Consider the following 26,140-nt stretch of genomic DNA (forward strand, 5'->3'; position numbering starts at 1 on the left):
ACATCGGGGAGCGCCGCCTGAGGCGGGCGATCCGGACAGAACCCTCCAGCTCCTGATCACTTGCCCCGAATCACCGATATTGCACTGCGGCACGCGTCCGCAACGCAGGCTTTCGTACGCCTTTTACCGGGCGGCTTGGCCGGCGCGCATGGCGCGGCTATGTCGATGAACCTCGTCGACCAGCTCCGCGACATTTTCCGGCGGCGTGAACTGCGAGATGCCGTGGCCCAGGTTGAAGACGTGGCCCGGAAAATTGCCGAAGCTTTCGAGCACGGCGCGCGCTTCGGTGCGGATCGACGCGGGCGGCGCGAACAACACGCTCGGATCGATGTTCCCCTGCAGCGCCACACGCGAGCCGACCTTTTCGCGCGCCCGGCCGAGATTCATGGTCCAGTCGAGACCGACCGCATCGACGCCCGTCGCCGCGATTTCCTCGATCCAGAGTCCGCCGCCCTTCGTGAACGTGATGACCGGGACGCGCGCGCCATCGTGCTCGCGCTTCAGGCCGGCAACCACCTTCGCGATGTATTCGAGCGAGAAGCGCTGATACGCGCCATCCGCGAGTGCGCCGCCCCATGTATCGAAGATCATCACGGCCTGCGCGCCCGCTTCGATCTGCGCGTTCAGGTAAGCGGTGACGGCTTGCGCGTTGACCTCGAGAATGCGATGCATCAGGTCCGGCCGCGAATACGCCATCGACTTGACCGTGCGATGGTCGTCCGAGCCACCGCCTTCGACCATGTAGCACGCGAGCGTCCACGGACTACCGGAGAAGCCGATCAGCGGGACCTTCTGGCGGCCTTGCGCGTCGGTGAGCGCGCGGCGAATCTGGCTTACGGCGTCGGTGACGTAGGAAAGCGTCGCGCCGATGTCCGGCACGGCAAGGCGCTTCACATCGTCTTCGGTACGCACCGTGCGCTCGAAACGCGGCCCCTCGCCCTGCACGAAGTTCAGACCGAGCCCCATCGCGTCGGGGACGGTCAGGATGTCCGAGAAGAGAATCGCGGCGTCGAGCGGAAAGCGTTCGAGCGGCTGAAGCGTGACTTCGGTCGCGTAATCCGGATTCTTCGCGAGACCGAGAAAACTGCCCGCGCGAGCACGCGTCGCGTTGTATTCCGGCAGATAGCGCCCTGCCTGGCGCATCAGCCAGATCGGCGTGTAGTCGGTCGGCTGGCGCAAGAGCGCGCGCAGGAAGGTGTCGTTCAGAAGAGTGTGTGCCACGTCGCTCGATGCTCAAGGCAGAGAATCGTCCATTCTACCGGAGCGGTCGAACGTTTACGCCGGCTGAGCCCGGCAATTCGGAACGGCTCATGCCGCGCGGCCTATGTCGTTTGGCCGGATTTCGGGCAAGCGAAGCCCTCGTTATGATCAGTGTGCTTACACAACTAGAACCAGGAGAATCGATGCAACGCACGTCCGTCAGTCTCGCAGCCGCTGCCTTCGCGGTGTCGCTCTCGCTTTTGAACGCCGCGCACGCGCAGACGATTCAGGCCGGCACCGTCGCCGGAGCAAAGTCCGCCGCGCCCGCGCCTTCGTCGGTTGCCGCGCCCTCTCGCCTCGACGACATCCTCGCACGCCACACGCTGCGCGTCTGCACGACCGGCGATTACAAACCGTACTCGTTCCTGCGTCCGGACGGGCAGTTCGAGGGCATCGACATCGATCTCGCGGAAAGTCTCGCGAAGTCGCTCGGCGCGAAGGCCGAGTATGTGAAGACGTCGTGGTCGAATCTGATGAACGACTTCATCGCGAAATGCGATATCGCCGTGGGCGGCGTCTCGACGACGCTCGAACGGCAGAAGCGCGCGTTTTTCACCGCGCCGTACATGGAAGACGGCAAGACGCCGATCGTGCGTTGCGACGATGTCGAGAAGTATCAGACCGTCGCGCAGATCGATCAGCCGAACGTGCGGACGATCGTGAATCCGGGCGGTACGAACGAACGCTTCGCGAAGCAGTTCTTTGCGCACTCGCAACTGATCGAGTATCCGGACAACGTGACCATCTTCAAGCAGATTCTCGACGGCAAGGCCGACGTCATGGTCACGGACGCATCCGAAACGCTGCTTCAGCAGAAGCTCAATCCGGGGCTGTGCTCGGTGCATCCGGACAAGCCGTTCCAGTTTGGCGAAAAGGCGTATCTGCTGCCGCGCGGCGACGTGCCGTTCCAGCAGTATGTCGATCAGTGGCTGCATCTCGCCCGTTCGTCGGGCGAGTTTCAGGCTGTCTATGACAAGTGGCTGAAGTAGCGGTCAGCGCGCGGCGCGCAAGAGTTCGCCGGTGCGCTCGCCGATCTTGCGCAGCCAGCCGAGCGCCGCCTCGGACTGTGAATGCATGCGGCCGAATCCGTGCGTCATGTCGCGCGCGTCGATCAGCTCGACACGGCCGCCGTTCGCTTGCAGGAAGCGTTCGAGTTCGACGGCGTCGTCATAGAGCGGATCGTACGCCGCCGCGACGACGATCGCGGGCGCCGGCGTGCGCTCGAACGGCTCGGAGAGCGGAAAGGCGCGCACATCGTGCGCCTGCGGTGTTTCACCCGAAAGGAACTGGGTCCAGTACCACTTCATCTCATCGTTCGTGAGACCGGGACCGTTCGCATTGGCGATGCAACTCGGGCTCTCGAACTGACGACGCATGACCGGGTAAAGCAGCAGTTGCAAGCCGACGATGCCCGCGACGCGCTCGTTCGCGCCGCGTGCCGCAACAACCGCCAGATGCGCGCCCGCGCTGTCGCCGCCGACAGCCAGCCGGTCGGTCGCGAAGCCGAGCCGCGACCGGTGCTCCGCGAGCCAGAGCAGCGCGTCGAGCGCGTCTTCGCAAGGCGCGGGAAACGGATGCTCGGGCGCGAGCCGGTAGTCGACGCTCGCCACCGCGCATTGCGAGTCGCGCGAGAGCCGTGCGACGAGGCCATCGTGCGTGTCGATATCGCCGACGACCCAGCCGCCGCCGTGAAAGTACACGATCAGCGGCAGCGGGCCGCGCGCCTCTTTCGGCTTGTAGATGCGGGCGGCGAGCGTGCGGCCTTCGAGATCGAGCTGAATATTTTCCGCCGTTACGGCATCGTCGCGCTCTCCGGCGTAGGCTCGAGCGACCTTGCTGAAGCGCTCCCGGAACGCCAGCGCATCCGCGTCGGGCGGCAAAGCCGGAAAAGCGTCCTCGACGGCGCGGTAATAGCGAAGCAGGGCTGCATCAATGCTCATGCGTATCTCCATAGGTTTTTGTGTCGTTATGCGCGCGCGGCCTACTTTGCGCATCGATTTCATGCGTCCGGGCGTTCGATTTCCGCGAAAAAAATAGAATAATCGCACGGGTTTGAAAATCTGCAATCGCACGTCAAGTCATCCCGAACGGATTAATCGTCCGAATAACAGACAATATATCGGTCGAAAACTGGACAATCGCGCTCGAAAATTTCCTCCGAGCCTTATCGGGCGCGGGTTACAACCTGAAACACTTTGTTACGGCGACTCGGATTCAATTCGCCCACAATCTGTTGAAACGGTTTCAACACGGATGTATTGGGTCGCGTCGTGCGAAAACAACGTGATCCGATGGCAGGCTGTGGCCGAAGCACTCACATTTGGGGCATCGGTGTTGGGATCGTTATTCGAATGCAAGGCATTCGACACATCCCACGTTTGGTCTCCTCGCGCTAACCCCGTAGCGTGTGGTTTTTAGCGGGCTCCAGGCCCGCTTTTTTTTCGCCCGGACAAACGTTTGCGTTTTGGGATTTCAACACCTGAACGTTTCGTCCAATGACAGAAGGGAGCGCCGCAGCGCTCCCTTTGTCTTTTCACCGCGAAGCAGCGCCGAAGTTCAGGCCGTTTTGGCCTCGGCGATCTTCAGTTCGTCGATCATGCGGGCGCGCATCACGAATTTCTGCGCCTTGCCGGTGACGGTCATCGGCAGTTCGTCGACGAAGCGGATGTAGCGCGGAATCTTATAGTGCGCGATCTGTCCTTGGCAAAACTCGCGAATTTCCTCCTCGCTCGCCTGCTCGCCGGGACGCACGACGATCCACGCGCATACTTCCTCACCGTATTTCTGATCGGGCACGCCGAAGACCTGCACCGACTGCACCTTCGGATGACGGAACAGGAATTCCTCGATTTCGCGCGGATAGACGTTCTCGCCGCCCCGAATCAGCATGTCCTTCAGGCGGCCGACGATGTTGCAGTAACCTTCCGCGTCGATGGTCGCGAGGTCGCCGGTGTGCATCCATCCGTCGACGATCGCCTCGCGCGTCTTGGCGTCGTCGCCCCAGTAGCCTTTCATCACCGAATAGCCGCGCGTGCACAGCTCGCCGGTTTCGCCGACCGGCACGATATTGCCCAGCGGATCGACGATCTTCACTTCCAGATGCGGCTGAATGCGTCCGACGGTCGTCGTGCGCTTGTCGAGCGGATCGGTCGTCGAGCTCTGGAAGGACACGGGGCTTGTCTCAGTCATGCCGTACGCGATCGTGATCTCGCTGAGATGCATCTTCGACACGACGCGCTTCATCGTCTCGATCGGACACGGCGAACCCGCCATGATGCCCGTGCGCAGCCGGCTCAGATCGTACTTCCCGAAGTCCGGGTGATCGAGTTCGGCGATGAACATCGTCGGCACGCCATGCAGCGCCGTGCATTTTTCCTCGTGCACGGCAGCGAGCGTCGCGGCGGGGTCGAAGGCTTCGCCGGGAAACACCATCGTGCAGCCCGTCGATACGCACGCGAGCACGGCCAGGACCATGCCGAAGCAGTGATACAGCGGCACCGGAATGCACAGCGAATCCTGCTCGGTCAGGCGCATCGCCATTGCGATATAGCGCGCGTTGTTGACGATGTTCCGATGTGTGAGCGTCGCGCCCTTCGGATTGCCCGTGGTGCCGCTCGTGAACTGGATGTTGATCGGATCGTCCGGCTTCAGCTTCGCCTCGACTGCGTCGAGCGGCGCCGCGTCGAGCCGTTCGCGACCGGTACGCATCACGTCCTCGAAATTGAGCATGCCGGGCGTCTTGCTCTCGCCCATGCGGATCACGGCGCGCAATTCCGGCAGCTTCCCGGCGTGAAGCGCGTTCGGCTCGGCATGCGCGAGTTCGGGCGCGAGCGTCTGCAGCATCTCCAGATATTTCGATGACTTGAACTGCTCGGCCGCGATGATCGCCTTGCAGCCGACCTTGTTCAGCGCATATTCGAGCTCGGCCAGCCGGTACGCCGGATTGATGTTGACGAGCGTGGCGCCCATGCGCGCGGTGGCGAACTGCGTGAGCAGCCATTCGATGCGGTTGGGCGACCAGATGCCGACGCGATCACCCGCCTCGATGCCGAGCGCGAGCAGTCCGCTCGCGAGCACGTCGATCTGATTTGCGAACTCGCGCCACGTCCAGCGGATGTTCTGCTCGCGGAACACGACGGCCGGGCGATCGGGGAATCTCCCAGCGGTTTCGAGAAGGAAGCGCGCAACGGTCGCGTCGCTCAATGGGACGTCGGTCGCGCCGCGAACATAGGAAATGCCGTCGCGCGGTTCGATCTGCGCGCCGGCGTGGGTCGGTTCAGTTGTCATCGATGGTCTCCGCCAATGTGAATCGCCGCCCGGTGAAGGCTAATTGGAGGCCATTGTGCATCGCGAGGACGGGCGCGGGCATTGAGTGTTTCCCGCAATGCCGCTTTCGTGGAATCGGCGAAAGATGCGCTGAATCAATCGCTTACGTGAATCGGAGTGAGCGCCACATAACCGTTATGCAGATTTGCGTGCGCGATTTGCCGATTAGGAGCATAAAAAAAGCAGCCCGAAGGCTGCTTTCTTGACCTGCTGATCGCTGCTGCTCGATGCGTCGTGCGCTTAGTGCTTTGCGTGCGCCTTGCGCAGACGTTGAATCGCCGCGAGTTGAGCCGTCGCGTAAGCGAGTTCCGCTTGCGCGGTCGCGTACTCGAGCTCCGAGGTGTTGTTTTGAATCGCTTCCTCGGCGCGCTTCTTCGCCTGCTCTGCCTTCGCTTCGTCGAGATCCGCGCCGCGGATGGCCGTATCGGCGAGCACGGTCACGATGCCCGGCTGGATTTCGAGAATCCCGCCGGCAACGAACACGAACTCTTCCGTACCGTCTTCCGCCTCGATACGCACCGCACCGGGACGAATGCGCGTGATGAGCGGCGTATGACCCGGCAGAATGCCGAGTTCACCCGCTTCGCCCGGCAGCGCGACGAACTTCGCCTGGCCCGAGAAGATCTGCTCTTCCGCGCTGACGACGTCTACCTTGATGGTTGCCATGTATGTCGACTCCTGTCGTCGGTGTCATGAGTGGACGCCCGCGCTGCGCGGACGTCCGCCTGAAAAACACCCGACTCTTACTGGATCTTCTTGGCCTTTTCGAAGGCTTCGTCGATCGTGCCGACCATGTAGAACGCCTGCTCCGGCAGATGATCGCACTCACCTTCGACGATCATCTTGAAGCCGCGGATGGTTTCCTTCAGCGGCACGTACTTGCCCGGCGAGCCCGTGAACACTTCAGCAACGTGGAACGGCTGCGACAGGAAACGCTGGATCTTACGAGCGCGCGCAACCGACAGCTTGTCTTCCGGCGACAGTTCGTCCATGCCCAGAATCGCGATGATGTCGCGCAGTTCCTTGTAGCGCTGCAGCGTCTGCTGCACGCCGCGCGTGATCGTGTAGTGCTCTTCGCCAATCACGTTCGGGTCGATCTGACGCGAGGTCGAATCGAGCGGGTCCACTGCCGGATAGATACCCAGCGAAGCGATGTCACGCGACAACACGACGGTTGCATCCAGGTGGCCGAAGGTCGTAGCCGGCGACGGGTCGGTCAAGTCATCCGCAGGGACATACACGGCCTGAACGGACGTGATCGAGCCGGTCTTCGTCGACGTGATGCGCTCTTGCAGCTTGCCCATTTCTTCAGCCAGCGTCGGCTGATAGCCCACTGCCGAAGGCATACGGCCGAGCAGTGCGGACACTTCCGTACCCGCCAGCGTGAAACGATAGATGTTGTCGACGAAGAACAGCACGTCGAGGCCTTCGTCACGGAAGTGCTCGGCCATCGTCAGACCGGTCAGCGCGACGCGCAGACGGTTGCCCGGCGGCTCGTTCATCTGGCCGTAGACCAGCGCGACCTTGTCGAGAACGTTCGAGTCCTTCATTTCGTGATAGAAGTCGTTCCCTTCACGGGTACGCTCGCCAACGCCCGCGAACACGGAGTAACCGCCGTGCTCCTTCGCGATGTTATTGATGAGTTCCATCATGTTCACGGTCTTGCCCACGCCTGCACCGCCGAACAGACCGACCTTGCCGCCCTTCGCGAACGGGCAGATCAGGTCGATAACCTTGATGCCGGTTTCGAGCAGTTCCGTCGACGGCGACAGCTCGTCGAACGAAGGTGCGTTCTGGTGGATCGAACGCGTCGTTTCCGATTCGATCGGACCCGCTTCGTCGATCGGACGGCCGAGCACGTCCATGATGCGGCCGAGCGTCGGCTTGCCGACCGGCACGCTGATGGGCTTGCCCGTGTTCTTGACCATCGTGCCGCGGCGCAGGCCGTCGGATGCACCCAGACAGATGGTGCGAACCACGCCGTCGCCCAGCTGCTGCTGGACTTCGAGCGTCAGTTCGGTGCCTTCCAGAATGAGCGCGTCGTAAATCTTCGGCATTTGCGCACGCGGAAATTCCACGTCGATAACGGCGCCGATGCACTGTACGATCTTGCCTTCTACCAAAGCAGTAGTACTCATCGCATTTCCTTTAGATACTGTGTTCTTTCACGCGGCCGTCAGACCGCTGCGGCGCCGCCGACGATTTCCGACAATTCTTTCGTAATCGCGGCCTGGCGGCTCTTGTTGTAGACGAGCTGCAGTTCGTTGATCACGGTCTTCGCGTTGTCCGACGCGGCCTTCATCGCGACCATGCGCGCGGATTGCTCCGACGCCATGTTTTCCGCGACCGCCTGATAGACGAGCGCTTCGACGTAGCGCACGAGAAGCTCGTCCACCACGGTTTGCGCGTCCGGCTCGTAGATGTAGTCCCACGAGGTCTTCGGCGTGACGCCGTCTTCGTCCTTCGCGTCCAGGTCGTCCACCGACAACGGCAGCAGTTGCTCGATCACCGCTTCCTGCTTCATCGTGTTGATGAAGCGCGTGTACGCGAGGTACACCGCGTTGATCTTGCCTTCCGAATACAGGTCGAGCTGCACCTTGATCGCGCCGATCAGCTTTTCCAGATGCGGCGTGTCGCCCAGTTGCGTGACTTGCGACACGACCTTCGCCTTCAGGCGATTCAGGAAGCCGAGTCCCTTGCCGCCGATCGCCGAAGCTTCGATCTGGACACCGCTTTGATCGAGTTCCTTGATCTTGTTCAGCGACGCACGCAGGATGTTCGTGTTCATGCCGCCGCACAGACCCTTGTCGGTCGTGACGAGGATCAGGCCGGCCGTCTTTGCGCCCTTGTTCTCGACCATGAACGGATGGCGATACTCGGGGTTCGCACGGCTCATGTGCGATGCGATCGAACGGACCTTGTCGGCATACGGACGGGCGGAACGCATGCGCTCCTGGGCGCGGCGCATCTTCGATGCGGCGACCATTTCCATCGCTTTCGTGATCTTGCGCGTGTTCTGCACGCTCTTGATCTTGCCGCGAATTTCCTTCATTCCAGCCATTGCTTACTCCTTGATCGAAGCCGCGCGACGTCCGGTGACATCGCGCGTTGCTCCTCTATCCCGATCAATAAGCGCCCGACTTCTTGAAGTCCTTCAGCGCGGCATGCAGTGCGCCTTCGTCGTCCTTCGACAAGTCTTTATTGTCTTCGATGCGCTTAATCAGATCGCCGTGGCTGGTCTTCAGGAATTCGCGCATGCCCTTTTCGAATGCGAGCACTTGCGAAACTTCGAGATCGTCCAGATAGCCGTTGTTGGCTGCGAACAGCGCGACGGCCAGTTCCCACACTTGCAGCGGCTGATACTGCGGCTGCTTCAGCAGTTCCGTCACGCGGCGGCCGCGCTCGAGCTGCTTGCGGGTGGCTTCGTCGAGGTCCGATGCGAACTGCGCGAACGCGGCGAGCTCACGATACTGCGCGAGGTCGGTACGGATACCGCCCGACAGCTTCTTGATGACCTTCGTCTGAGCCGCACCGCCGACGCGCGACACCGACACGCCCGCGTTGATAGCAGGGCGGATACCGGCGTTGAACAGGTCGGTTTCCAGGAAGATCTGGCCGTCGGTAATCGAGATCACGTTCGTCGGAACGAATGCGGTCACGTCGCCGGCTTGCGTTTCGATGACCGGCAGTGCCGTCAGCGAACCGCTCTTGCCCTTCACTTCGCCGTTCGTGAACTTCTCGACGTACTCTTCCGAGACGCGAGCCGCACGCTCGAGCAGACGCGAGTGCAGATAGAACACATCGCCCGGATACGCTTCGCGGCCCGGCGGGCGGCGCAGCAGCAGCGAGATCTGGCGATACGCCCACGCCTGCTTGGTCAAGTCGTCATAGACGATCAGCGCATCTTGGCCGCGATCGCGGAAGTATTCGCCCATCGTGCAGCCGGCGTACGGCGCGAGGTACTGCATCGCGGCCGATTCCGAAGCCGAAGCCGCCACGACGATGGTGTAAGCCATCGCGCCGGTTTCCTCGAGCTTGCGCACCACGTTCATGATCGACGAAGCCTTCTGGCCGATCGCGACGTAGATACAGATGAGATCCTTGCCCTTCTGGTTGATGATCGCGTCGACGGCCACCGCGGTCTTGCCGCACTGACGGTCGCCGATGATCAGCTCGCGCTGGCCACGGCCGATCGGCACCATCGAGTCGATCGACTTCAGACCCGTCTGCACCGGCTGCGACACCGACTTACGCCAAATCACGCCCGGGGCGATCTTTTCGATTGCGTCCGTTGCCTTCGCGTTGATCGGGCCTTTACCGTCGATCGGGTTGCCGAGCGCGTCGACCACACGGCCGACGAGTTCCGGACCGACCGGCACTTCCAGAATGCGGCCCGTCGTCTTGACGATGTCGCCTTCCGAGATGTGCTCGTACTCGCCGAGAATAACGGCGCCGACCGAGTCACGTTCGAGGTTCAGCGCGAGGCCGAAGGTGTTGCCCGGGAATTCGAGCATTTCGCCCTGCATCACGTCCGACAGGCCGTGGATACGCACGATACCGTCGGTCACGGAGATCACGGTGCCCTGGTTGCGAACGTCCGCGCTCGCTTCAAGGCCCTGGATCCGGCTCTTGATCAGCTCGCTGATCTCAGAGGGATTGAGTTGCATTATTCGCTCCTGATAGTCAATTCTGTTGCGTGCCAGTCATCAGACTCGGTTGATCGCATTAATTCGCAAATTAAGCGGTCAGAGCCGTCTGCATGCTGGCGAGGCGCGCGCGGACCGAGGTATCGAGCACTTCGTCGCCAACCGTCACGCGAACGCCGCCGATCAGCGACTGATCGATTTCGACGGTCGGTTTCAGCTTGCGCTGGAACTTGCGTTCGAGGCTTGCAACGAGGTCGTTCAACTGTTCGCCTTCGAGGGGGAACGCGCTCACGATGTGAGCATCGGCAGCACCTTCACGGGCGTTCTTCAGCTCGTCGAACTGGACGGCGATTTCCGGCAGCAGCGGCAGGCGATGGTTCTCGACCAGCATGCCGACGAAGTTCTTCGCTTGAGGCTGGCTTTGGGCCAACGGCGACTTCACTGCGGCGAGCAGGAGATCGACGATTTGCTGGCGGCTCACCTTCGGGCTCGAAGCGACCGTCTCCACTTCGGGCAGACGCGCAACCTGTGCCAGCTCCTCAACGAAGGTGGACCAGCCCGCGAGATCGCCGGTTTCGGCCACGCGGAACAGCGCTTCTGCGTAAGGACGAGCGATGGTTGCAAGTTCGGCCATGATCAGAGCTCGGTTTTGAGTTGATTCAGCAGATCGGCGTGTGCCTTCTGATCGACTTCGCGCTTCAGAATCTGCTCAGCGCCTTTCACAGCCAGCGCAGCGACTTCGCCACGCAGCGCTTCGCGAGCCTTCACGATTTGCTGGTCGGCGTCGGCCTTGGCTTGCGCAACGATACGCGCGGCTTCGGCTTGAGCGTTGGCCTTGATTTCTTCTGCGACTGCGGCAGCGCGCTTTTCAGCGTCGGCGATGCGTTGCTGGCCGTCGTTGCGCGCTTGCGCGAGTTCCTGGTCGACGCGCTTGTGCGCAGCTTCGAGTTCCGCTTTGCCCTTGTCGGCGGCGGCGAGGCCGTCGGCAATCTTCTTCGAGCGCTCGTCGAGGGCGTTGATCAACGGCGGCCACACGAACTTCATCGTGAACCACGCGAGGATCAGAAACACGACCATTTGCGCAAACAGGGTTGCGTTGAGATTCACGGTGTTTCCTTAAACGTTGCTTGATCGGAGGTGAAACGGTTAAAAGGCGCTCATCGGCTTGTTGAGCTCGATCAGCGCCTCACCCGTTCCGTTCAGCGTCTTTAAAAAGTCAGACGCACACTTCCGAGGAACCTCAGCCTGCGAGCTTCGAGAGCAGCGGGTTCGCGAACGCAAACAGCATTGCCACACCAACGCCGATCAGGAACGCCGCGTCGATCAGACCAGCCAGCAGGAACATCTTGGTCTGCAGCGGGTTCATCAGTTCCGGCTGGCGGGCGCATGCTTCGATGTACTTGCCGCCCATCAGACCGATACCGATACAGGCGCCGATTGCACCCAGGCCGATGATGATGCCGATACCGATGGCGGTCAGACCTTGGATGTTGGCGATGAAAGCTTGCATGATCACTCCTTTGATTAAAGACTTTGGAACTGGATTTATAAAAAACGAAAACCTAAAACCTGAACGATTCCGGAACGTGCCGCAACGCGTCAGTGTGAGTCATGCGCCTGGCCGATGTACACCAGCGTCAGCATCATGAAAATGAACGCCTGCAACAGCACGATCAGAATGTGGAAGATCGCCCAAACCGTGCCCGCGACCACGTGGCCGATGAATCCGAGCACGGAAGCGTCCGCACCGAACGTCCACATGCTGCCCAGAAGGGCGATCAGCAGGAACAGCAGTTCGCCGGCGTACATGTTGCCGAACAGCCGCATGCCGAGCGACACCGTCTTGGCGACGAACTCGATGATGTTCAGCGCGAGGTTCGGAATCCACAGCAGCGGATGCGCGCCGAACGGAGCGGACAGCAGTTCGTGCACGAAGCCGCCAGCGCCCTTGATCTTGAAGTTGTAGTAGATCATCAGCACGAACACGCCGAGCGCGATACCGATGGTGCCGTTGAGGTCAGCCGTCGGAACGATGCGATGATGCGGAAGGACGTTTTCGAGACCGAGCCAGCCGATGATGCGCGGCGGCAGATCCACGGGGATGAAGTCGAGCGAGTTCATCAGGGCGACCCAGACGAATACGGTCAGCGCGAGCGGAGCGATGAAGCGGCGGCTGCCGTGGATCATCGACTTCGACTGGTCTTCGACCATTTCGACCAGCATCTCGATGGCGCACTGGAAACGGCCGGGAACACCGGACGTCGCCTTGCGTGCAGCAAGACCGAGAATGACGATGGTGATGACACCGCACACGATCGACCAGAACAGCGTGTCGAGATTCCAGACGTGGATGTCGAAGATCGACGTCTGTGCGTGCGTGGAAAGATTCTGCAAGTGGTGCGCAATGTACTCGGACGGATCCAGAGCGTGCGTTCCTTCGCTAGCTGCCATATCGTTAAAGCCACCCAAATTGTCAAAAATCTTTCGCCGCCTGTCGCTTCCGAGCCGCCGCTTCGCGTCGCGGCTCCGGGTCGAGAGGCCCGAGTGCGGCACAACGTCCGCACTTGTTCATACGTGATGCTACTTACAATCCGTGCTGCGGGCACTTACCTGGGACGTCAAGAATCGTCACCGAAGCGCCATTGCAACCCAGTATGTCTTCAGAGCGACGATGTACGTAACGAGCAGCGGCAACCACAACGCGCTCTTGTACCAGTACGCGACCGCCACGAACATGGCGATCGTCGCTCCCATCTTGAGCGCTTCGCCGATCATCCAGCTCATGATCGTCTCCGCGCCGCTCTTCGCCCGCAGGCGCGCGGCGAACAGAGCGCTCGGCACCCAGCAGATCGCTCCCCCCAGAAATGCGGACAGCGCAGCATCGCCCGGCGGCTTGTAGAACAGCCACCACAACAGCGTCGCACCCAGGGACAAAACCATTTGCGCTGCCACGACCTTAAACGGCGTGACACGCGATGGACGACTCACCTCGGGCCCAAACAGCTTCTGTGCCTGATCCCGCGTGAGCGGAACGATATTATTTTCTTGCGCTTCGGCATCCCACGAGTCGCTCGACGAACTGCGCGGCTGATTTCCGGAGGCGTTTTCATCGCCGGTTGCGTGAGCGTCCGGCGCTCGATTTTCCTCTCGCACCGTCTTCCAACCTTCAACCAAAAGTCCGGGAAAATCACCCCCTGCGCTTTCGCTGCGCTTTCGAGGTGGCCTAGCTGATAAATCCGGGCGATTGTAAGCGATTGTTGTCACGGATTCAATAGTTTAGGCGCGTCAAAAACCAAGCAGACGAACCTTAAAAAACGGTCTCAAAAGCGAGACTTTCCTTGCAATTGCAAGGAGATTTTCATTCGATGGAGGAGCCTGCGCCGAGCATCAAACGAGCGCCCAGCCGATGACGATTGCCACGATCCAGAACGGGATCGACACCATGTGAAATGGCATCCACATGCCTTTTTCACCCGACAAGCGCACGGCGATGAGATTCGCGAGCGAACCGATTGCGATACCGAATCCACCGACGCTCACGCCAAATGCGAGCGCGCGCCAGTCCTTCGAGAACTCCGCGAGCACGATGGCCGCCGGCACGTTGCTGATGGCCTGCGACAGCACCGCGCCCGCCGCATACGCGCGCATCGGCGTATCGATGCCTATATGGGCGATGCCTGCGTGAATCGACGGCAACGCGGCCGCGCTGCGCAGCACGATGAACATCATCACGAAGATGAGGAGCAGCAGCCAGTCGATCTTCAACACGACTTCACGTCGCCACAACAGGAAGACGGCCGCCAGAACGGCCAGCGCCGGGCCGGCGTGATGCGCATCGGCGAGCGCGACGAACGCCGCAAACGCGAGCACGCTGACACCGCACAGCACGCGATCGACGCGATGTTCCTCGACATCGCCGGAAAGATCCAGCGGCTCCGCGCGGAACATCGCGAACGTGACGATGCCGAGCAGCGCCATCAACGCGGCGCACAGCGGCAGCATCGCCCAGACGAACGCCGGGAAGCCGACGCCGCTCGTCTGCCACAGGAAAAGGTTCTGGGGATTGCCGAGTGGCGTGAGAATCGAGCCTGCGTTGACCGACAGCGCAATGACGATGACGAGCCGTTTGATCGGCAGCGGCGCGAGCTTGTGCAACGACAAGGCGAGCGGGACGACGGCGAAAAGCGCTACGTCGTTGGTCAGCACCGTGGAGAGGCCCGCGGCGAGCGCCACGAGGAGCAGCGCCAACGTGCGTTCGCCATGAATGTGATGCACGAGCCGATGCGCGGCCCACATCAGGAATCCTGATAATTCGATGGCCTTGGTCAGCACCAGCAGGCCCGCGAGTGTAAGCACCGTCTGCCAGTCGACGAGACCCGGCAGCGACATCCACGGACGTGGATGGGCGATCTGCAACACGACGAGCGCGAATACCAAAATGGCGAGAACCGGCTCTTTCGAGACGGCCCGCCAGATGCGCGCAAGAAAGTCGGAACGTGTACGGTTGACGTCGAATTCGGACAAGATGTGCGCGGGTCAGGCTGTGGGAGTCGTCGCTTCGATGCTGCCGCGCAGCTTCGTCAGAATGCCTTCGAGCGAGTCGAGCGTGCCGAAATCGATCGTGACTTTTCCGCGCCCTCTTCCGCCCAGCTTGATCTTCACGTTGGCCGATAGCAGATCCGACAACTCTTCTTCGAGCCGACGCGTATCACGTCCGCCGTCGTTCGCGGCGCGTGCTTTTGTCGCAGGCGCTTCCTTGGTCGTCGCCGCGACGAGGCGCTCCGTTTCACGCACCGACAAGCGGCGATTGACAACGTGATTGGCAAGTTGAATCTGCGTCGCTGCGTCGACGGCGAGCAGCGCGCGCGCGTGGCCCATGTCGAGGTCGCCGGCGAGGAGCATCGTCTGAACGGGCGTCGCCAGGTTCAAAAGACGCAACAGATTAGAGACGGCGCTGCGCGAGCGGCCGACCGACTCGGCAGCCTGTTCGTGCGTGAAGCTGAACTCATCGAGCAGGCGCTGGATGCCCTGCGCCTCTTCCAGCGGATTCAAATCCTCGCGCTGGATGTTTTCGATCAGCGCCATCGCTGCGGCAGCCTGATCTGGCACGTTTTTTACCAACACGGGTACTTCATCGAGCCCCGCCAGGCGCGCGGCGCGAAAACGCCGCTCGCCCGCGATGATTTCATAGTGATCGTCGCCGACGGAGCGCACGAGGATCGGTTGCATCAGCCCTTGCGCGCGGATACTCGCCGCGAGCTCCTGCAGCGCGCCCTCGTCCATGCGCGTGCGCGGCTGATACTTCCCGGCCTGCAGCTTGTCGAGCGGCAACACCGACGGCGTGCCTTCACCGCGCACCGCTTCCGTAATGTCGACGCTGCCGCCGAGCAATGCATCCAGGCCTCGGCCCAAACCCTTCTTTTTCATCACAGCGCTCATTTCGGTTCCTCCATCGGCGTGACTGCCGCATCGAATGGGTTTGCTTAGTTGAGGTCGAGCGCACGCACGCGCTCGATCATTTCCGTGCCGAACTGGATATACGCCTGCGCGCCGCGCGACGACTTGTCGAACACGACACCCGGCAGCCCGTAGCTCGGCGCCTCGGCAAGACGCACATTGCGCGGGATCACGACGTCGAACAGCTTGCTGCCGAAATGCTCTTTCAATTGATCCGACACTTGTTGTTGCAGCGTGATCCGGGGATCGAACATCACGCGCAGCAAGCCGATGACCTTCAGGTCGCGGTTCAGATTGGCGTGAACCTGCTTGATCGTGTTCACGAGGTCGGACAGCCCTTCCAGCGCGAAGTATTCGCACTGCATCGGAATCACGACGCCGTGCGCCGCGCACAACGCGTTGAGCGTCAGCAGCGAAAGCGCCGGGGGGCAATCGATCAGCACGAAGTCATAGTCATCGACTACTTCTTCGATCGCGACGCGAAGAATGCGCTCGCGGTTTTCCATGTCCACGAGTTCGACTTCCGCGCCAGCGAGTTCGCGATTGGCCGGCAGCACGTCGTAACCAACGGCCTCCGGACGGGTACGCGCTTCGCGCAGCGTGACGCCATCGACGAGCACTTCGTAAACCGTGTTCTCGCACGCGGCCTTGTCGATGCCGCTACCCATGGTCGCGTTGCCCTGCGGGTCCAGGTCGATCAGCAACACGCGCTGACCCAGCCCCGCGAGGCTCGCCGCGAGATTGACCGCTGTCGTGGTCTTTCCAACGCCGCCCTTCTGATTTGCGACGCAGAAGATTTTTGCCATCGTTTAGTGTCCTCGTTTCTTCGCTGTCAGAAGATCAGCGTGCCTGGAATGGCGGATGAAAACCTTCAACGAACCGTCATACCGGCTCGACGGCAATCTCGACGAGATGCCGTTCGGCGTCGAGCATCGGCACATTCAAGCGCTCGATGCCGAGCACCGTGGCGCCCGCCGGCACTCGCGCGGCTTCGGCATCTGGCTTCACCCCTTTCATCGCCAGAATCCGCCCGTTGTCCGCAACCAGATGACGCGAAAGTGTAACGAAATCGGAGAGCTCTGCGAATGCGCGCGACACGATTACATCGAATTTTTCCGGTACTTCGACGCCTGGACGTAAACTTTCGACGCGCCCGGTTACGACAGACAGATTGTTCAGACCTAACTGGGCCTTCGCCTGCGACTGAAAAGCTGTTTTCTTGTGGACGATGTCATTCAACGTCACACGCACATCTGGCTGCGCGATCGCCAGCACGACGCCGGGCAAACCGCCGCCCGAACCGACGTCCAGCAGAGTCGACGGATTTCGCGCGGATACAGCCGGGACGATCGCGAGCGAATCCAGAATGTGCTGGATCAGCATCTGCTGCGGGTCGCGGATTGCCGTCAAGTTATAGACGGAGTTCCACTTGGCGAGCAGCGCGACATAATCGAGTAATTTCTGGCTTTGCGAAGACGACAGCGCGAGGCCGAGCGCGGCGACGCCCTTTTCGAGCGTCGTCGCCAGAGTTTGGTTGCGCTCCGTCATTGAACCGCCGTCGTATTACCGCTTGCCGAATCGTCGCTAGGCGAGTTGCGGCCGCGACGTCCCGCGCCGCGCTTCAGATGCACCATCAGCAGCGAGATCGCGGCCGGCGTAATGCCCGAGATTCGCGATGCCTGACCGATGGTCTCGGGCCGGTGCTGAATCAGTTTCTGGCGAGCTTCAAACGACAGGCCGCGGACTTCGTTGTAGTCGAGACCTTCGGGCAGGCGCGTATTTTCCTGCGCGCCGTTCCGCACGATCTCGTCCGCTTGCCTGTCGATGTAACCTTGGTACTTCACGCCGATTTCGATTTGCTCCTTGATCTGGCTGAGAAGAACCGAATCCTCCGCTAACGGCGCGTCCGGGCCACACGCTCCGTCGCGCAGCGCGCAGATGCCGTCGTACGAAACACCCGGCCGGCGCAGCAGATCCGCCAAGCTGTACTCATGGTCGATCGGCTTGCCGAGCAACGCGGTCGCCTCTTCGGCCGGCAGCGTCTTCGGGTTGACCCATGTCGAGCGAAGACGCTGTGTTTCACGTGAAACAGCGTCGCGCTTGCGGCTGAACGCGTCCCAGCGAATATCGTCGATGACACCAAGCTCGCGGCCAATTTCCGTGAGACGCATATCCGCGTTGTCCTCGCGGAGCGACAGACGGTACTCCGCGCGGCTCGTAAACATGCGGTACGGCTCAGATACGCCCCGCGTCACGAGATCGTCTACGAGCACGCCCAGATACGCCTGATCTCGACGCGGCGACCACGCCTCTTTACCTTGGACTTGGAGTCCGGCGTTGATTCCCGCAAGCAAGCCTTGCGCAGCTGCCTCTTCGTAGCCGGTCGTACCGTTGATCTGTCCGGCGAAGAACAAGCCGTTGATCGCCTTCGTTTCCAACGAAGCCTTCAGCGCCCGCGGATCGAAGTAGTCGTATTCGATCGCATAGCCAGGACGAAGGATGTGCGCATGCTCCAGGCCCCGCATCGAGCGCACGAGCTCGAGTTGCACGTCGAACGGCAGACTCGTGGAGATGCCGTTGGGATAGAACTCGTTCGTGGTCAGTCCTTCCGGCTCCAAGAAGATCTGGTGCGCGTCTTTCGAAGCGAAGCGGTGGATCTTGTCCTCGATCGACGGGCAATAGCGCGGTCCGACGCCTTCAATAACGCCCGTATACATCGGCGATCGATCGAGTCCGGAGCGGATGATGTCATGCGTCCGTGCATTCGTGTGCGTGACCCAGCACGGCAATTGACGCGGATGCTGCTCTACTCGACCCAGAAACGAAAATACCGGGATCGGATCGAGGTCGCCCGGTTGCTCTTCGAGCTGAGAGAAATCTATCGTGCGGCCATCGATGCGCGGCGGCGTGCCCGTTTTGAGACGGCCCTGAGGCAGCTTCAATTCCTTCAGACGCGCGGAAAGCGACACCGCAGCGGGATCGCCCGCGCGACCGCCGACATAGTTATTCAGACCAACGTGGATCTTCCCATCGAGGAACGTCCCTGCGGTCAGTACGACGGCGCGCGCGCGAAAACGCAGACCCACCTGGGTGGCAGCACCGACGACGCGATCGCCCTCGACCATCAAATCATCGACCGCTTGCTGGAACAGCCAGAGATTCGGTTGATTTTCCAGCCGATGGCGGATCGCCTGCTTGTACAGAAGGCGATCAGCTTGGGCGCGCGTCGCCCGCACCGCCGGCCCCTTCGACGAATTGAGAATGCGGAACTGAATGCCGGACTCGTCCGTCGCCGCAGCCATGGCGCCACCGAGCGCGTCGACCTCCTTGACGAGATGGCCTTTGCCAATCCCGCCGATGGACGGATTACAGCTCATCTGACCGAGCGTCTCGATGTTATGGGTCAAAAGCAGCGTTTTGCAGCCCATACGCGCGGAGGCGAGCGCCGCCTCAGTGCCCGCGTGACCGCCTCCGACGACGATCACATCAAATTCTGTGGGATAAAGCATTGGGATATCGTGTGCGAACGACACGAACCTGAAGAGAGAATAGCTTTGAATTATAACGGTTTCTTCCCGCCCTCGAATTCGGTCAAACGGGCAGAGACGAAAAAAATGGCGTGTTTCACGTGAAACACGCCATCGGTGGGCACCGCCGTTGTGGCGTCTAAGCCACTTTTTTCGTCAGGCCAAGATAAGTCTCGATAACTTGGGGATTGTGTTGAAGCGCATCGGCGTTCCCTTCGAGGGCAAACTCACCCGTTTCGAGAACATAGCCGTAGTCGGAGATTTGCAGCGCCGCGCGTGCATTTTGTTCAATCAGCAGCGTGGCAACGCCCGTCTGACGCAGAGCGCTGATGATATGGAAAATCTCCTTGACGATCAGCGGCGCCAGCCCGAGGCTCGGCTCGTCGAGCATGAGAAGTTGCGGCTTACCCATCAGCGCGCGACCCACCGCCAGCATCTGCCGCTCTCCACCCGACAAGGTTCCGGCCGCTTGCTTCCGCCGTTCCTTCAGTCGCGGGAAAAGCTGAAATACATGATCGAGCTGATCAAGGTAATTCCGTTCGCCTGCCTTTTTACGCCGATAAGCGCCGAGCACGAGGTTGTCCTCTACCGCCATCGTCGCGAATAGCTCGCGTTTTTCCGGCACCAGGCACATTCCACGCGCGACACGACGCTCAATCGGTAACGCAGAGATATCTTCTCCAAGATATCGCACAACACCCTTCGAATGCCCCGTCTGCGGCAGCGCGCCCATGATCGCGTTAAGCAGCGTCGACTTTCCCGCGCCGTTCGGCCCGATGACGGAAACGATCTGCCCCGCGCCGACGGTGAGCTTGCCGTCGTGCAACGCCTCGACCTTGCCGTAGCGTACCGACAAGCCGTCCACTTGAAGAATCGGATCTGCCATCATTCCAGCCCACCCAAATATGCTTCGAGCACCGCAGGATCCTTCTGGACTTCTGTCGGCAATCCTTCGGCGATCTTGGTGCCGAACTCCATCACCACAAGCCGATCCGTCAGATTCATCACGAAGTCCATGTCGTGTTCGACTAGAAGAATGCTCATCCCTTCGGCGCGAAGTTTTCGCAGCAAGTCAGCCAGTTGTAGCTTTTCCTGATACCGCAAGCCAGCGGCAGGTTCGTCCAACAGCAACAGAGTCGGATCGCAGCACAGCGCGCGGGCGATTTCCAGAATCCGCTGCTGACCCAGCGCGAGACTCCCCGCTTCGCTATAAATATGCTTCTCCAGCCCGACGCGTTTGATCTGCTTCGCGGCCTCCGCCATCAGCCGCGCTTCCTCCGCCGCGTTCAGACGGACGACGCTGCGCCAGACGCCCGTATTGCCACGCAGATGCGCTCCGATCGCGACGTTCTCCAGAACGGTCATCCCCGGCAGCATCTTGACGTGTTGAAACGTCCGCCCGATGCCGCGTTTGACGATCTCGCGCGAAGTCAGCTTCTCGATGCGTTCGCCGTGAAAACTGATCGCGCCGCTCGTCGCTTGAAGCACGCCTGTGACGAGATTGAACGTCGTGGATTTGCCTGCGCCGTTTGGTCCGATCAAACCGATGATCTCGCCGGCCTTCACCTCGAAACTGACATCATTCACCGCGACGAGCCCACCGAACTGCTTGCGCGCCTTGTCGACAACCAGCAAGCGCTCGCCCGCCGTCGGTTTGCTGCGCTGCGGTAGGGTGTCGCCGTGACCTGGAACGTGAGCGCGAGGACCACGAGGAAAGATGCGCGCGACGAACGGCCATACGCCCTGTCTCGCGTATTGCAACAGCAGAACCATCACGACGCCGAAAACGATGATCTCAAAATTGCCGTTGGCGCCGATCAGCTTGGGCAGAAGCGTCTGCAGATAATCCTGCAGAACGGTGAGGATCGTCGCACCGAGAATCGCACCCCAGACGTGCGACACGCCGCCGACCACCGCCATGAACAGGAACTCGATGCCGTGATTCAGCCCGAACGGCGTCGGATTCACCGCGCGCTGCAAGTGCGCGTACAGGAAGCCGGAAATGGCCGCCAGAACTGCTGCATAAATGAAGATGACCACGCGCATCCACGCCGTATTGACGCCCATCGCCTCGGCCATCGTGCCGCCTCCGCGCAATGCGCGAATCGCGCGGCCTGGCCGACTATTAAGCAGATTCTGAACAGATATCACCGCGAGCAGCACGACGACCCAGATCAGGTAGTAGATGCTGCGCCCCGATTCGAGCTGCCAGCCGAACACGTTGAGCACCGGAATCCCATTGATGCCGTCGTACTTGCCGAGCAGTTCCATGTTGCCGAACAGATAGAACAGCGAGAGGCCCCACGCGATCGTCCCGAGCGGCAGAAAGTGCCCGGACAGACGCATGGTGATAAGACCGAGCAGCAGCGCGATAAATGCCGTCAGCACGACGCCTGCGATGAGCGCGAGCCACGGCGAGACGCCATAGCGCGTCGTCAGGAAGGCCGTCGCGTATGCGCCCACGCCGACAAACGCAGCCTGGCCGAAGCTCGTCATCCCGCCGATGCCCGTCAGCAGAACGAGGCCGATCGCGACGATCGAATAGAGGCCGATGTAGTTCAGCAGCGTGATCCAGTACTCGGGCACGGCGACCGGCCCGGGCAGAATCGGCAACGCGAAAACGATCAGCAGAAAGATCCAGAAAGAACGGAATTTCATCGGCTCACTCCTCGTCCTCATCCGAATGCGGGCTCGCCAGGCTTCGCCACAGCAGCACCGGAATAATCAGCGTAAAGACGATCACCTCCTTGTACGCGCTCGCCCAGAACGACGAATACGATTCGAGCAGACCCACGAGCAGCGACCCCGCCGCCGCGAGTGGATAGCTCACCAGACCGCCGACGATCGCGCCCACGAAACCCTTCAGGCCGATCAGAAAGCCCGAGTCGTAGTAGATCGTCGTGATGGGCGCGACGAGCACGCCGCAGAGCGCGCCGAGCCCGGCCGCGAGCGTGAACGCGAGGCGCCCCGCCTGTGTCGTGCCGATGCCCACGAGCCGCGCGCCCAGACGATTCACCGACGTCGCGCGCAACGCCTTGCCGGAAATCGAGCGATCGAAGTAGAAGTACAGCGCGACGATCAACACGACAGCCGTCCCCACGACCCACAGGCTTTGCCCGGAGATTGATACGCTGCCGAGATTGAAGTTGGCGTCGGAGAATGCCGTCGTGCGCGATCCTTCGGCGCCGAACATCACGAGCCCGAGGCCGACCATCGCGAAGTGCACGGCGACCGCGACGATCAGCAGCAACAGCGTGCTCGCCTCCGCGATCGGCTCATAGGCGAGGCGATAGACGAACGGCCCCATCGGGACGACGATCAGAAGCGTCAGCGCGATCTGGGCCAACATCGGCAAAGGCTGCGCAAAAGCGGCTTGCGTAATGCCCCAAACCGCAACGGGAAACAGCAGATACTTGCCGGCCAGGACGGCGAGCAAGCGTCCGATCTGGTGATATCGCGAAGGATGCCGAACGATGCCAGCGAGTTCGGCGATAAAGCAGCCGACGCCCATCGCGATGAGCAAATAGCAGGTGGCGGGCAGCTTCTGCGTCTGCAGCGCGGCCAGCGTGAGCGCGCCATACGCGACGAACTCGCCCTGCGGAATGAAAATGACGCGTGTCACGGAGAACACGAGCACCAGCGCGAGCGCGAGCAACGCGTAGATCGCGCCCGTGGTGATCCCGTCCTGCGCGAGGATCGCCGCAATCGATAAGTCCATACTTCCTCTTTGGAGCTTCTTGTGAAACATGGTCAAGCGGCGCGCCGTTGCCGGTGCGCCGCTTGTTCTACGAGATCATCTCGAATTTAAGAAACAGGAACGCGCGGGTAAGGCGCGTTCCACGACATCAGTCGTTCAGCAGCTTCCACTTGCCGTCGACGATCTGCACCATCACGCGCGCGCGATTGTCGAAGCCGTTGTGATCGGTCGGCGTCATGTTCATGATGCCGTGCGACACCGGCAGATCCTTGAGGTTTTCGAGCGCCGCGCGCAGCGCTTCGCGGAACTCAGGCGTGCCCGGCTGGCCCTTCTTCAGCGCTTCGGGAATCGCGCGCTGAAGCATCTGCCCGGCGTCCCAAGCGTGGCCGCCGAACGTCGACAGCGAACCCGCGCCGTAGGCCTTCTCGTACGCGTCCTTGTACGCCGCCGACGACTTCTTAACCGGATTGCTCTCCGGCAATTGCTCGGTGACGAGCACCGGACCGGCGGGCAGGATCTCTCCCTCGCAATCCTTGCCGCACACGCGCAGGAAGTCGTTGTTGGCGACGCCGTGCGTCTGATAGACCTTGCCCTTGTAGCCGCGCTCCTTCAGCGCCTTCGCCGGCAGCGCGGACGGCGTGCCCGCACCCGCGATCAGCACCGCGTCGGGGTTCGCGCCCATCGTCTTCAGCACCTGGCCGGTCACGGACGTGTCCGTGCGGTTGAAGCGCTCGTTCGTGACGATCTTCAGCTTGTGCGCCGTGGCCGCCGTGTTGAACACGTTGTACCAGCCGTCGCCGTAGGCATCGGCGAAGCCGATGAAGCCCACGGTCTTCACGCCGTGCTTCTCCATGTAGCTCGCGATCGCGTCGGCCATGAGCGCGTCGTTCTGCGGCGTCTTGAAGACCCACGCTTTCTTCGCGTCCATCGGCGAGATGATCGCGGCCGAGGCGGCCATCGAGATCATCGGCGTCTTGCCCGCGGCGGCCGGGTCGATCATCGCGAGCGAGTTTGGCGTCACGGTCGAGCCGACGATCGCATCGACGTGATCTTCGTCGATCAGCTTGCGCGTGTTCTGCACGGCTCGGCTCGTGTCGGAACCGTCGTCGAGCACGATCCATTCGACCGACTTCCCGCCGATTTCCTTGGGCAACAGCGCGACGGTATTTTTCTCGGGAATCCCGAGCGATGCCGCCGGTCCCGTCGCCGAGAGCGTCACGCCGATCTTCACTTGCGCGAGCGCCGCGCCCGCGCCCGCGAACACGCTGCCCGCGATGGCGAGCGCGATGCCGGTCTTGATCCATGCCTTCTTCGTTTTCATTGCTTGTCTCCAAACGCGCACACTGGCGGTGCGTTGCTGCGAGTTGTTATCGATGCGACTTTCGAGGCCAATCAAAGAGCCGCCCCAATCTATTTACCGCGATACTGCGTGCCAAGGCTCGTTTTCCCTGACCGTTGCGCCCTCTTCTTCGTCGGGGCTTTCGTTGCACAGCGCAGAAAAAAGGCGCGTTCGAAACGACGCGCCTTTGTTCTTCGAATCAGTTCACATGCGATTGCGTCAGTTGCCCGAGAGCTTCCACTTGCCGCCTACGATCTCCACCATCACGCGCGCGCGCTGGTCCAGTCCGGAGTGATCGTTGGGGCTCATGTTGAAGATGCCGTGCGATGCCGGCAGATTCTTCGTCTCTTCGATGGCCGCGCGCAGCGCTTCGCGGAACGCCGGCGTGCCGGGCTGGCCCTTCTTCAGCGCAATGGGAATCGCGCGCTGCAGAATGAGGCCCGCGTCCCACGCGTGACCGCCGAAGGTCGACACCGAACCCGCGCCGTAGGCGCCTTCATACGCTTTCTTGTACGTGAGCGCGGCCTGCTTCACGGGATTGCTGTCGGGCAACTGCTCCGCGACGAGCAGCGGTCCGGCGGGCAGGAACGTGCCTTCGCAATCCTTGCCGCACACGCGCAGGAAGTCGTTATTGGCGACGCCGTGCGTCTGATAGATCTTGCCCTTGTAGCCGCGCTCCTTGAGCGTCTTCTGCGGCAGCGCGGCCGGCGTGCCCGCGCCCGCGATCAGCACCGCGTCCGCGTTCTGCGACATCGTCTTGAGCACCTGGCCCGTCACCGATGCGTCGTTGCGCGCGAAGCGCTCGTTCGCGACGATCTTCAGCTTCGCGAGATCGGCCGCTTTCGAGAATTCCTTGAACCAGCTCTCGCCGTAGGCATCGGAGAAGCCGATGAACGCGACCGTCTTCACGCCATGATTCGACATGTGCTGCGCGATCGCGGTGGCCATCAGAATGTCGTTCTGCGGCGTCTTGAAGACCCACGCCTTTTTCGCGTCCATCGGTTCGACGATGCTCGCGGCTGCGGCCATCGAGATCATCGGCGTGTGCGTTTCAGCGGCGATGTCGGTCATCGCGAGCGAGTTCGGAACGACGGTCGAGCCGACGAGCGCATCGACATGATCTTCGCTCGTCAGCTTGCGCGCGTTTTTCACGGCCTGCGTGGAATCGGTGGCGTCGTCGAGAACGATGTATTCCACCTTCTGCCCGGCGACCTCCTTCGGAAGCAACGAAACGGTGTTCTTCTCGGGAATGCCAAGCGACGCCGCCGGGCCCGTTGCCGAAACCGTCACGCCGATTTTCACGTCCGCCAAAACCTGATTGCTGATTACCGCCGATAATGCCGCGACGGCCATTGCGACCGCCTTTCCGCGTAATGCCAACTTCATTGATTTGCGCCCCGTAAATCGTGCTTATGCGTAAAGAATCGCCTGCGGATATGTCCGTGATTCGCGCCGCTTCGAATCGCCGACCGACGGGTCGGGAAATGCAGTTTAGCGGACGAAAGCGCCGGGCAGCAAGCCTTTTGAAGGGTCTTCCCGGGCTTCGAACGTTGTTTTTTCAGCGCTTTTCCGACGACGCCGCACGCATCCCTAAACCCTCGGGAAAACCCCGCCTTAAATCCGTCGAGGGATTAATTCGTATTATCGACGGGCAAATAAAAAAGCGCTGTTGGACTCATCCAACAGCGCTTTTCGGTCGGGCACTTCGTGCCTCATGTCTCCTCGTTCTCCACCTCAAAAATCTGGGTGCAACAGAACTAGGACGCATGTTAAAGAACGCAACAGTGCCCGGCAACCTAGCATTTACCCTAGTGGTGCACAAAAGCACCTCAACGGGGCGTATTTCTTGCAATACAGCGCGCTTCTCGCGAAGCCCCAATTAATTCGC

At 61.3% G+C, this 26,140-nt stretch carries 23 protein-coding genes; 1 reads left to right on the forward strand and 22 read right to left on the reverse strand.

What is annotated here, in order from left to right:
* Positions 1–123: 123 nt before the first annotated feature.
* Complete coding sequence (gene hemE / locus QCE49_RS13405; RefSeq protein WP_175979658.1) at positions 124–1,221, reverse strand: uroporphyrinogen decarboxylase; 1,098 nt, start codon at positions 1,219–1,221, stop codon at positions 124–126.
* 182 nt (positions 1,222–1,403) lie between these two features.
* Between hemE and QCE49_RS13410 the strand changes: the two genes are divergently transcribed.
* The gene (locus QCE49_RS13410; protein WP_008352486.1) at positions 1,404–2,249 is read left to right on the forward strand and encodes a transporter substrate-binding domain-containing protein; all 846 of its coding nucleotides are present in this window, start codon (positions 1,404–1,406) and stop codon (positions 2,247–2,249) included.
* 3 nt (positions 2,250–2,252) lie between these two features.
* On the opposite strand, the gene QCE49_RS13415 is transcribed toward QCE49_RS13410, so the two are convergent.
* The 21 genes from QCE49_RS13415 to QCE49_RS13515 form a co-directional block, all read right to left on the reverse strand.
* Complete coding sequence (locus tag QCE49_RS13415) at positions 2,253–3,200, reverse strand: alpha/beta hydrolase (protein ID WP_250457090.1); 948 nt, start codon at positions 3,198–3,200, stop codon at positions 2,253–2,255.
* 616 nt (positions 3,201–3,816) lie between these two features.
* Positions 3,817–5,547: an AMP-binding protein gene (locus tag QCE49_RS13420; RefSeq protein ID WP_250457089.1), complete on the reverse strand. Its 1,731-nt coding sequence runs from the start codon at positions 5,545–5,547 to the stop codon at positions 3,817–3,819.
* A 279-nt stretch (positions 5,548–5,826) separates the two neighbouring features.
* The gene (locus QCE49_RS13425) at positions 5,827–6,252 is read right to left on the reverse strand and encodes a F0F1 ATP synthase subunit epsilon (RefSeq protein WP_008352481.1); all 426 of its coding nucleotides are present in this window, start codon (positions 6,250–6,252) and stop codon (positions 5,827–5,829) included.
* Positions 6,253–6,329: 77 nt separating this feature from the next.
* Positions 6,330–7,724, reverse strand: coding sequence for a F0F1 ATP synthase subunit beta (gene atpD / locus QCE49_RS13430; RefSeq protein ID WP_033536458.1), 1,395 nt, complete (start codon positions 7,722–7,724; stop codon positions 6,330–6,332).
* A 38-nt stretch (positions 7,725–7,762) separates the two neighbouring features.
* On the reverse strand, positions 7,763–8,647 hold the full coding sequence (atpG, locus tag QCE49_RS13435; RefSeq protein WP_175979661.1) for a F0F1 ATP synthase subunit gamma: 885 nt from the start codon (positions 8,645–8,647) through the stop codon (positions 7,763–7,765).
* A 64-nt stretch (positions 8,648–8,711) separates the two neighbouring features.
* Positions 8,712–10,253, reverse strand: coding sequence for a F0F1 ATP synthase subunit alpha (atpA, locus tag QCE49_RS13440; RefSeq protein WP_008352478.1), 1,542 nt, complete (start codon positions 10,251–10,253; stop codon positions 8,712–8,714).
* A 70-nt stretch (positions 10,254–10,323) separates the two neighbouring features.
* Positions 10,324–10,866: a F0F1 ATP synthase subunit delta gene (locus tag QCE49_RS13445; protein ID WP_034472325.1), complete on the reverse strand. Its 543-nt coding sequence runs from the start codon at positions 10,864–10,866 to the stop codon at positions 10,324–10,326.
* A gap of 2 nt (positions 10,867–10,868) precedes the next feature.
* Positions 10,869–11,339: a F0F1 ATP synthase subunit B gene (locus tag QCE49_RS13450; RefSeq protein ID WP_008352476.1), complete on the reverse strand. Its 471-nt coding sequence runs from the start codon at positions 11,337–11,339 to the stop codon at positions 10,869–10,871.
* A 133-nt stretch (positions 11,340–11,472) separates the two neighbouring features.
* Positions 11,473–11,742: a F0F1 ATP synthase subunit C gene (gene atpE, locus QCE49_RS13455; protein ID WP_007180033.1), complete on the reverse strand. Its 270-nt coding sequence runs from the start codon at positions 11,740–11,742 to the stop codon at positions 11,473–11,475.
* A gap of 89 nt (positions 11,743–11,831) precedes the next feature.
* Positions 11,832–12,683 carry a F0F1 ATP synthase subunit A gene (atpB, locus tag QCE49_RS13460; RefSeq protein ID WP_008352455.1) on the reverse strand — a complete coding sequence of 284 codons (852 nt, stop codon included), beginning with the start codon at positions 12,681–12,683 and terminating at the stop codon, positions 11,832–11,834.
* 177 nt (positions 12,684–12,860) lie between these two features.
* On the reverse strand, positions 12,861–13,406 hold the full coding sequence (locus QCE49_RS13465) for an ATP synthase subunit I (RefSeq protein WP_081851863.1): 546 nt from the start codon (positions 13,404–13,406) through the stop codon (positions 12,861–12,863).
* Between the two features lie 213 nt (positions 13,407–13,619).
* A complete protein-coding gene (locus tag QCE49_RS13470; protein WP_008352451.1) occupies positions 13,620–14,756 on the reverse strand; it encodes an SLC13 family permease in 1,137 nt (378 codons plus the stop codon).
* 12 nt (positions 14,757–14,768) lie between these two features.
* On the reverse strand, positions 14,769–15,671 hold the full coding sequence (locus QCE49_RS13475; RefSeq protein ID WP_008352449.1) for a ParB/RepB/Spo0J family partition protein: 903 nt from the start codon (positions 15,669–15,671) through the stop codon (positions 14,769–14,771).
* A gap of 44 nt (positions 15,672–15,715) precedes the next feature.
* Positions 15,716–16,495, reverse strand: coding sequence for a ParA family protein (locus QCE49_RS13480; RefSeq protein ID WP_008352447.1), 780 nt, complete (start codon positions 16,493–16,495; stop codon positions 15,716–15,718).
* Positions 16,496–16,571: 76 nt separating this feature from the next.
* Positions 16,572–17,237, reverse strand: coding sequence for a 16S rRNA (guanine(527)-N(7))-methyltransferase RsmG (gene rsmG, locus QCE49_RS13485; RefSeq protein WP_250457088.1), 666 nt, complete (start codon positions 17,235–17,237; stop codon positions 16,572–16,574).
* Positions 17,234–19,198: a tRNA uridine-5-carboxymethylaminomethyl(34) synthesis enzyme MnmG gene (mnmG, locus tag QCE49_RS13490; RefSeq protein WP_250457087.1), complete on the reverse strand. Its 1,965-nt coding sequence runs from the start codon at positions 19,196–19,198 to the stop codon at positions 17,234–17,236. The genes rsmG and mnmG overlap by 4 nt, the downstream gene beginning before the upstream one ends.
* Positions 19,199–19,355: 157 nt before the next feature.
* On the reverse strand, positions 19,356–20,105 hold the full coding sequence (locus tag QCE49_RS13495) for an ABC transporter ATP-binding protein (RefSeq protein ID WP_250457086.1): 750 nt from the start codon (positions 20,103–20,105) through the stop codon (positions 19,356–19,358).
* A complete protein-coding gene (locus QCE49_RS13500) occupies positions 20,102–21,874 on the reverse strand; it encodes an ABC transporter permease subunit (RefSeq protein WP_409017196.1) in 1,773 nt (590 codons plus the stop codon). Before QCE49_RS13500 ends, QCE49_RS13495 begins: the two co-directional genes overlap by 4 nt.
* 4 nt (positions 21,875–21,878) lie before the next feature.
* The gene (locus QCE49_RS13505) at positions 21,879–22,934 is read right to left on the reverse strand and encodes a branched-chain amino acid ABC transporter permease (RefSeq protein ID WP_250457084.1); all 1,056 of its coding nucleotides are present in this window, start codon (positions 22,932–22,934) and stop codon (positions 21,879–21,881) included.
* Between the two features lie 127 nt (positions 22,935–23,061).
* Entirely contained in the window at positions 23,062–24,234 is a 1,173-nt protein-coding gene (locus QCE49_RS13510) for an ABC transporter substrate-binding protein (RefSeq protein WP_008352435.1), read from the reverse strand.
* Between the two features lie 237 nt (positions 24,235–24,471).
* The gene (locus QCE49_RS13515; RefSeq protein ID WP_033536459.1) at positions 24,472–25,638 is read right to left on the reverse strand and encodes an ABC transporter substrate-binding protein; all 1,167 of its coding nucleotides are present in this window, start codon (positions 25,636–25,638) and stop codon (positions 24,472–24,474) included.
* Positions 25,639–26,140 lie beyond the last annotated feature (502 nt).

It is taken from the genome of Caballeronia sp. LZ008, from assembly GCF_031451435.1.
Taxonomy (GTDB): Bacteria; Pseudomonadota; Gammaproteobacteria; order Burkholderiales; family Burkholderiaceae; genus Caballeronia; species Caballeronia zhejiangensis.

What these genes read in the sequence shown, in the direction of transcription:
- QCE49_RS13410 (WP_008352486.1), top strand. Translation starts at nt 1,404, where the DNA reads ATGCAACGCACGTCCGTCAGTCTCGCAGCCGCTGCCTTCGCGGTGTCG.
- QCE49_RS13415 (WP_250457090.1), bottom strand. Translation starts at nt 3,200, where the DNA reads ATGAGCATTGATGCAGCCCTGCTTCGCTATTACCGCGCCGTCGAGGAC.
- QCE49_RS13420 (WP_250457089.1), bottom strand. Translation starts at nt 5,547, where the DNA reads ATGACAACTGAACCGACCCACGCCGGCGCGCAGATCGAACCGCGCGAC.
- QCE49_RS13425 (WP_008352481.1), bottom strand. Translation starts at nt 6,252, where the DNA reads ATGGCAACCATCAAGGTAGACGTCGTCAGCGCGGAAGAGCAGATCTTC.
- atpD (WP_033536458.1), bottom strand. Translation starts at nt 7,724, where the DNA reads ATGAGTACTACTGCTTTGGTAGAAGGCAAGATCGTACAGTGCATCGGC.
- atpG (WP_175979661.1), bottom strand. Translation starts at nt 8,647, where the DNA reads ATGGCTGGAATGAAGGAAATTCGCGGCAAGATCAAGAGCGTGCAGAAC.
- atpA (WP_008352478.1), bottom strand. Translation starts at nt 10,253, where the DNA reads ATGCAACTCAATCCCTCTGAGATCAGCGAGCTGATCAAGAGCCGGATC.
- QCE49_RS13445 (WP_034472325.1), bottom strand. Translation starts at nt 10,866, where the DNA reads ATGGCCGAACTTGCAACCATCGCTCGTCCTTACGCAGAAGCGCTGTTC.
- atpE (WP_007180033.1), bottom strand. Translation starts at nt 11,742, where the DNA reads ATGCAAGCTTTCATCGCCAACATCCAAGGTCTGACCGCCATCGGTATC.
- atpB (WP_008352455.1), bottom strand. Translation starts at nt 12,683, where the DNA reads ATGGCAGCTAGCGAAGGAACGCACGCTCTGGATCCGTCCGAGTACATT.
- QCE49_RS13475 (WP_008352449.1), bottom strand. Translation starts at nt 15,671, where the DNA reads ATGAGCGCTGTGATGAAAAAGAAGGGTTTGGGCCGAGGCCTGGATGCA.
- QCE49_RS13480 (WP_008352447.1), bottom strand. Translation starts at nt 16,495, where the DNA reads ATGGCAAAAATCTTCTGCGTCGCAAATCAGAAGGGCGGCGTTGGAAAG.
- rsmG (WP_250457088.1), bottom strand. Translation starts at nt 17,237, where the DNA reads ATGACGGAGCGCAACCAAACTCTGGCGACGACGCTCGAAAAGGGCGTC.
- mnmG (WP_250457087.1), bottom strand. Translation starts at nt 19,198, where the DNA reads ATGCTTTATCCCACAGAATTTGATGTGATCGTCGTCGGAGGCGGTCAC.
- QCE49_RS13495 (WP_250457086.1), bottom strand. Translation starts at nt 20,105, where the DNA reads ATGATGGCAGATCCGATTCTTCAAGTGGACGGCTTGTCGGTACGCTAC.
- QCE49_RS13500 (WP_409017196.1), bottom strand. Translation starts at nt 21,874, where the DNA reads ATGAAATTCCGTTCTTTCTGGATCTTTCTGCTGATCGTTTTCGCGTTG.
- QCE49_RS13505 (WP_250457084.1), bottom strand. Translation starts at nt 22,934, where the DNA reads ATGGACTTATCGATTGCGGCGATCCTCGCGCAGGACGGGATCACCACG.
- QCE49_RS13510 (WP_008352435.1), bottom strand. Translation starts at nt 24,234, where the DNA reads ATGAAAACGAAGAAGGCATGGATCAAGACCGGCATCGCGCTCGCCATC.
- QCE49_RS13515 (WP_033536459.1), bottom strand. Translation starts at nt 25,638, where the DNA reads ATGAAGTTGGCATTACGCGGAAAGGCGGTCGCAATGGCCGTCGCGGCA.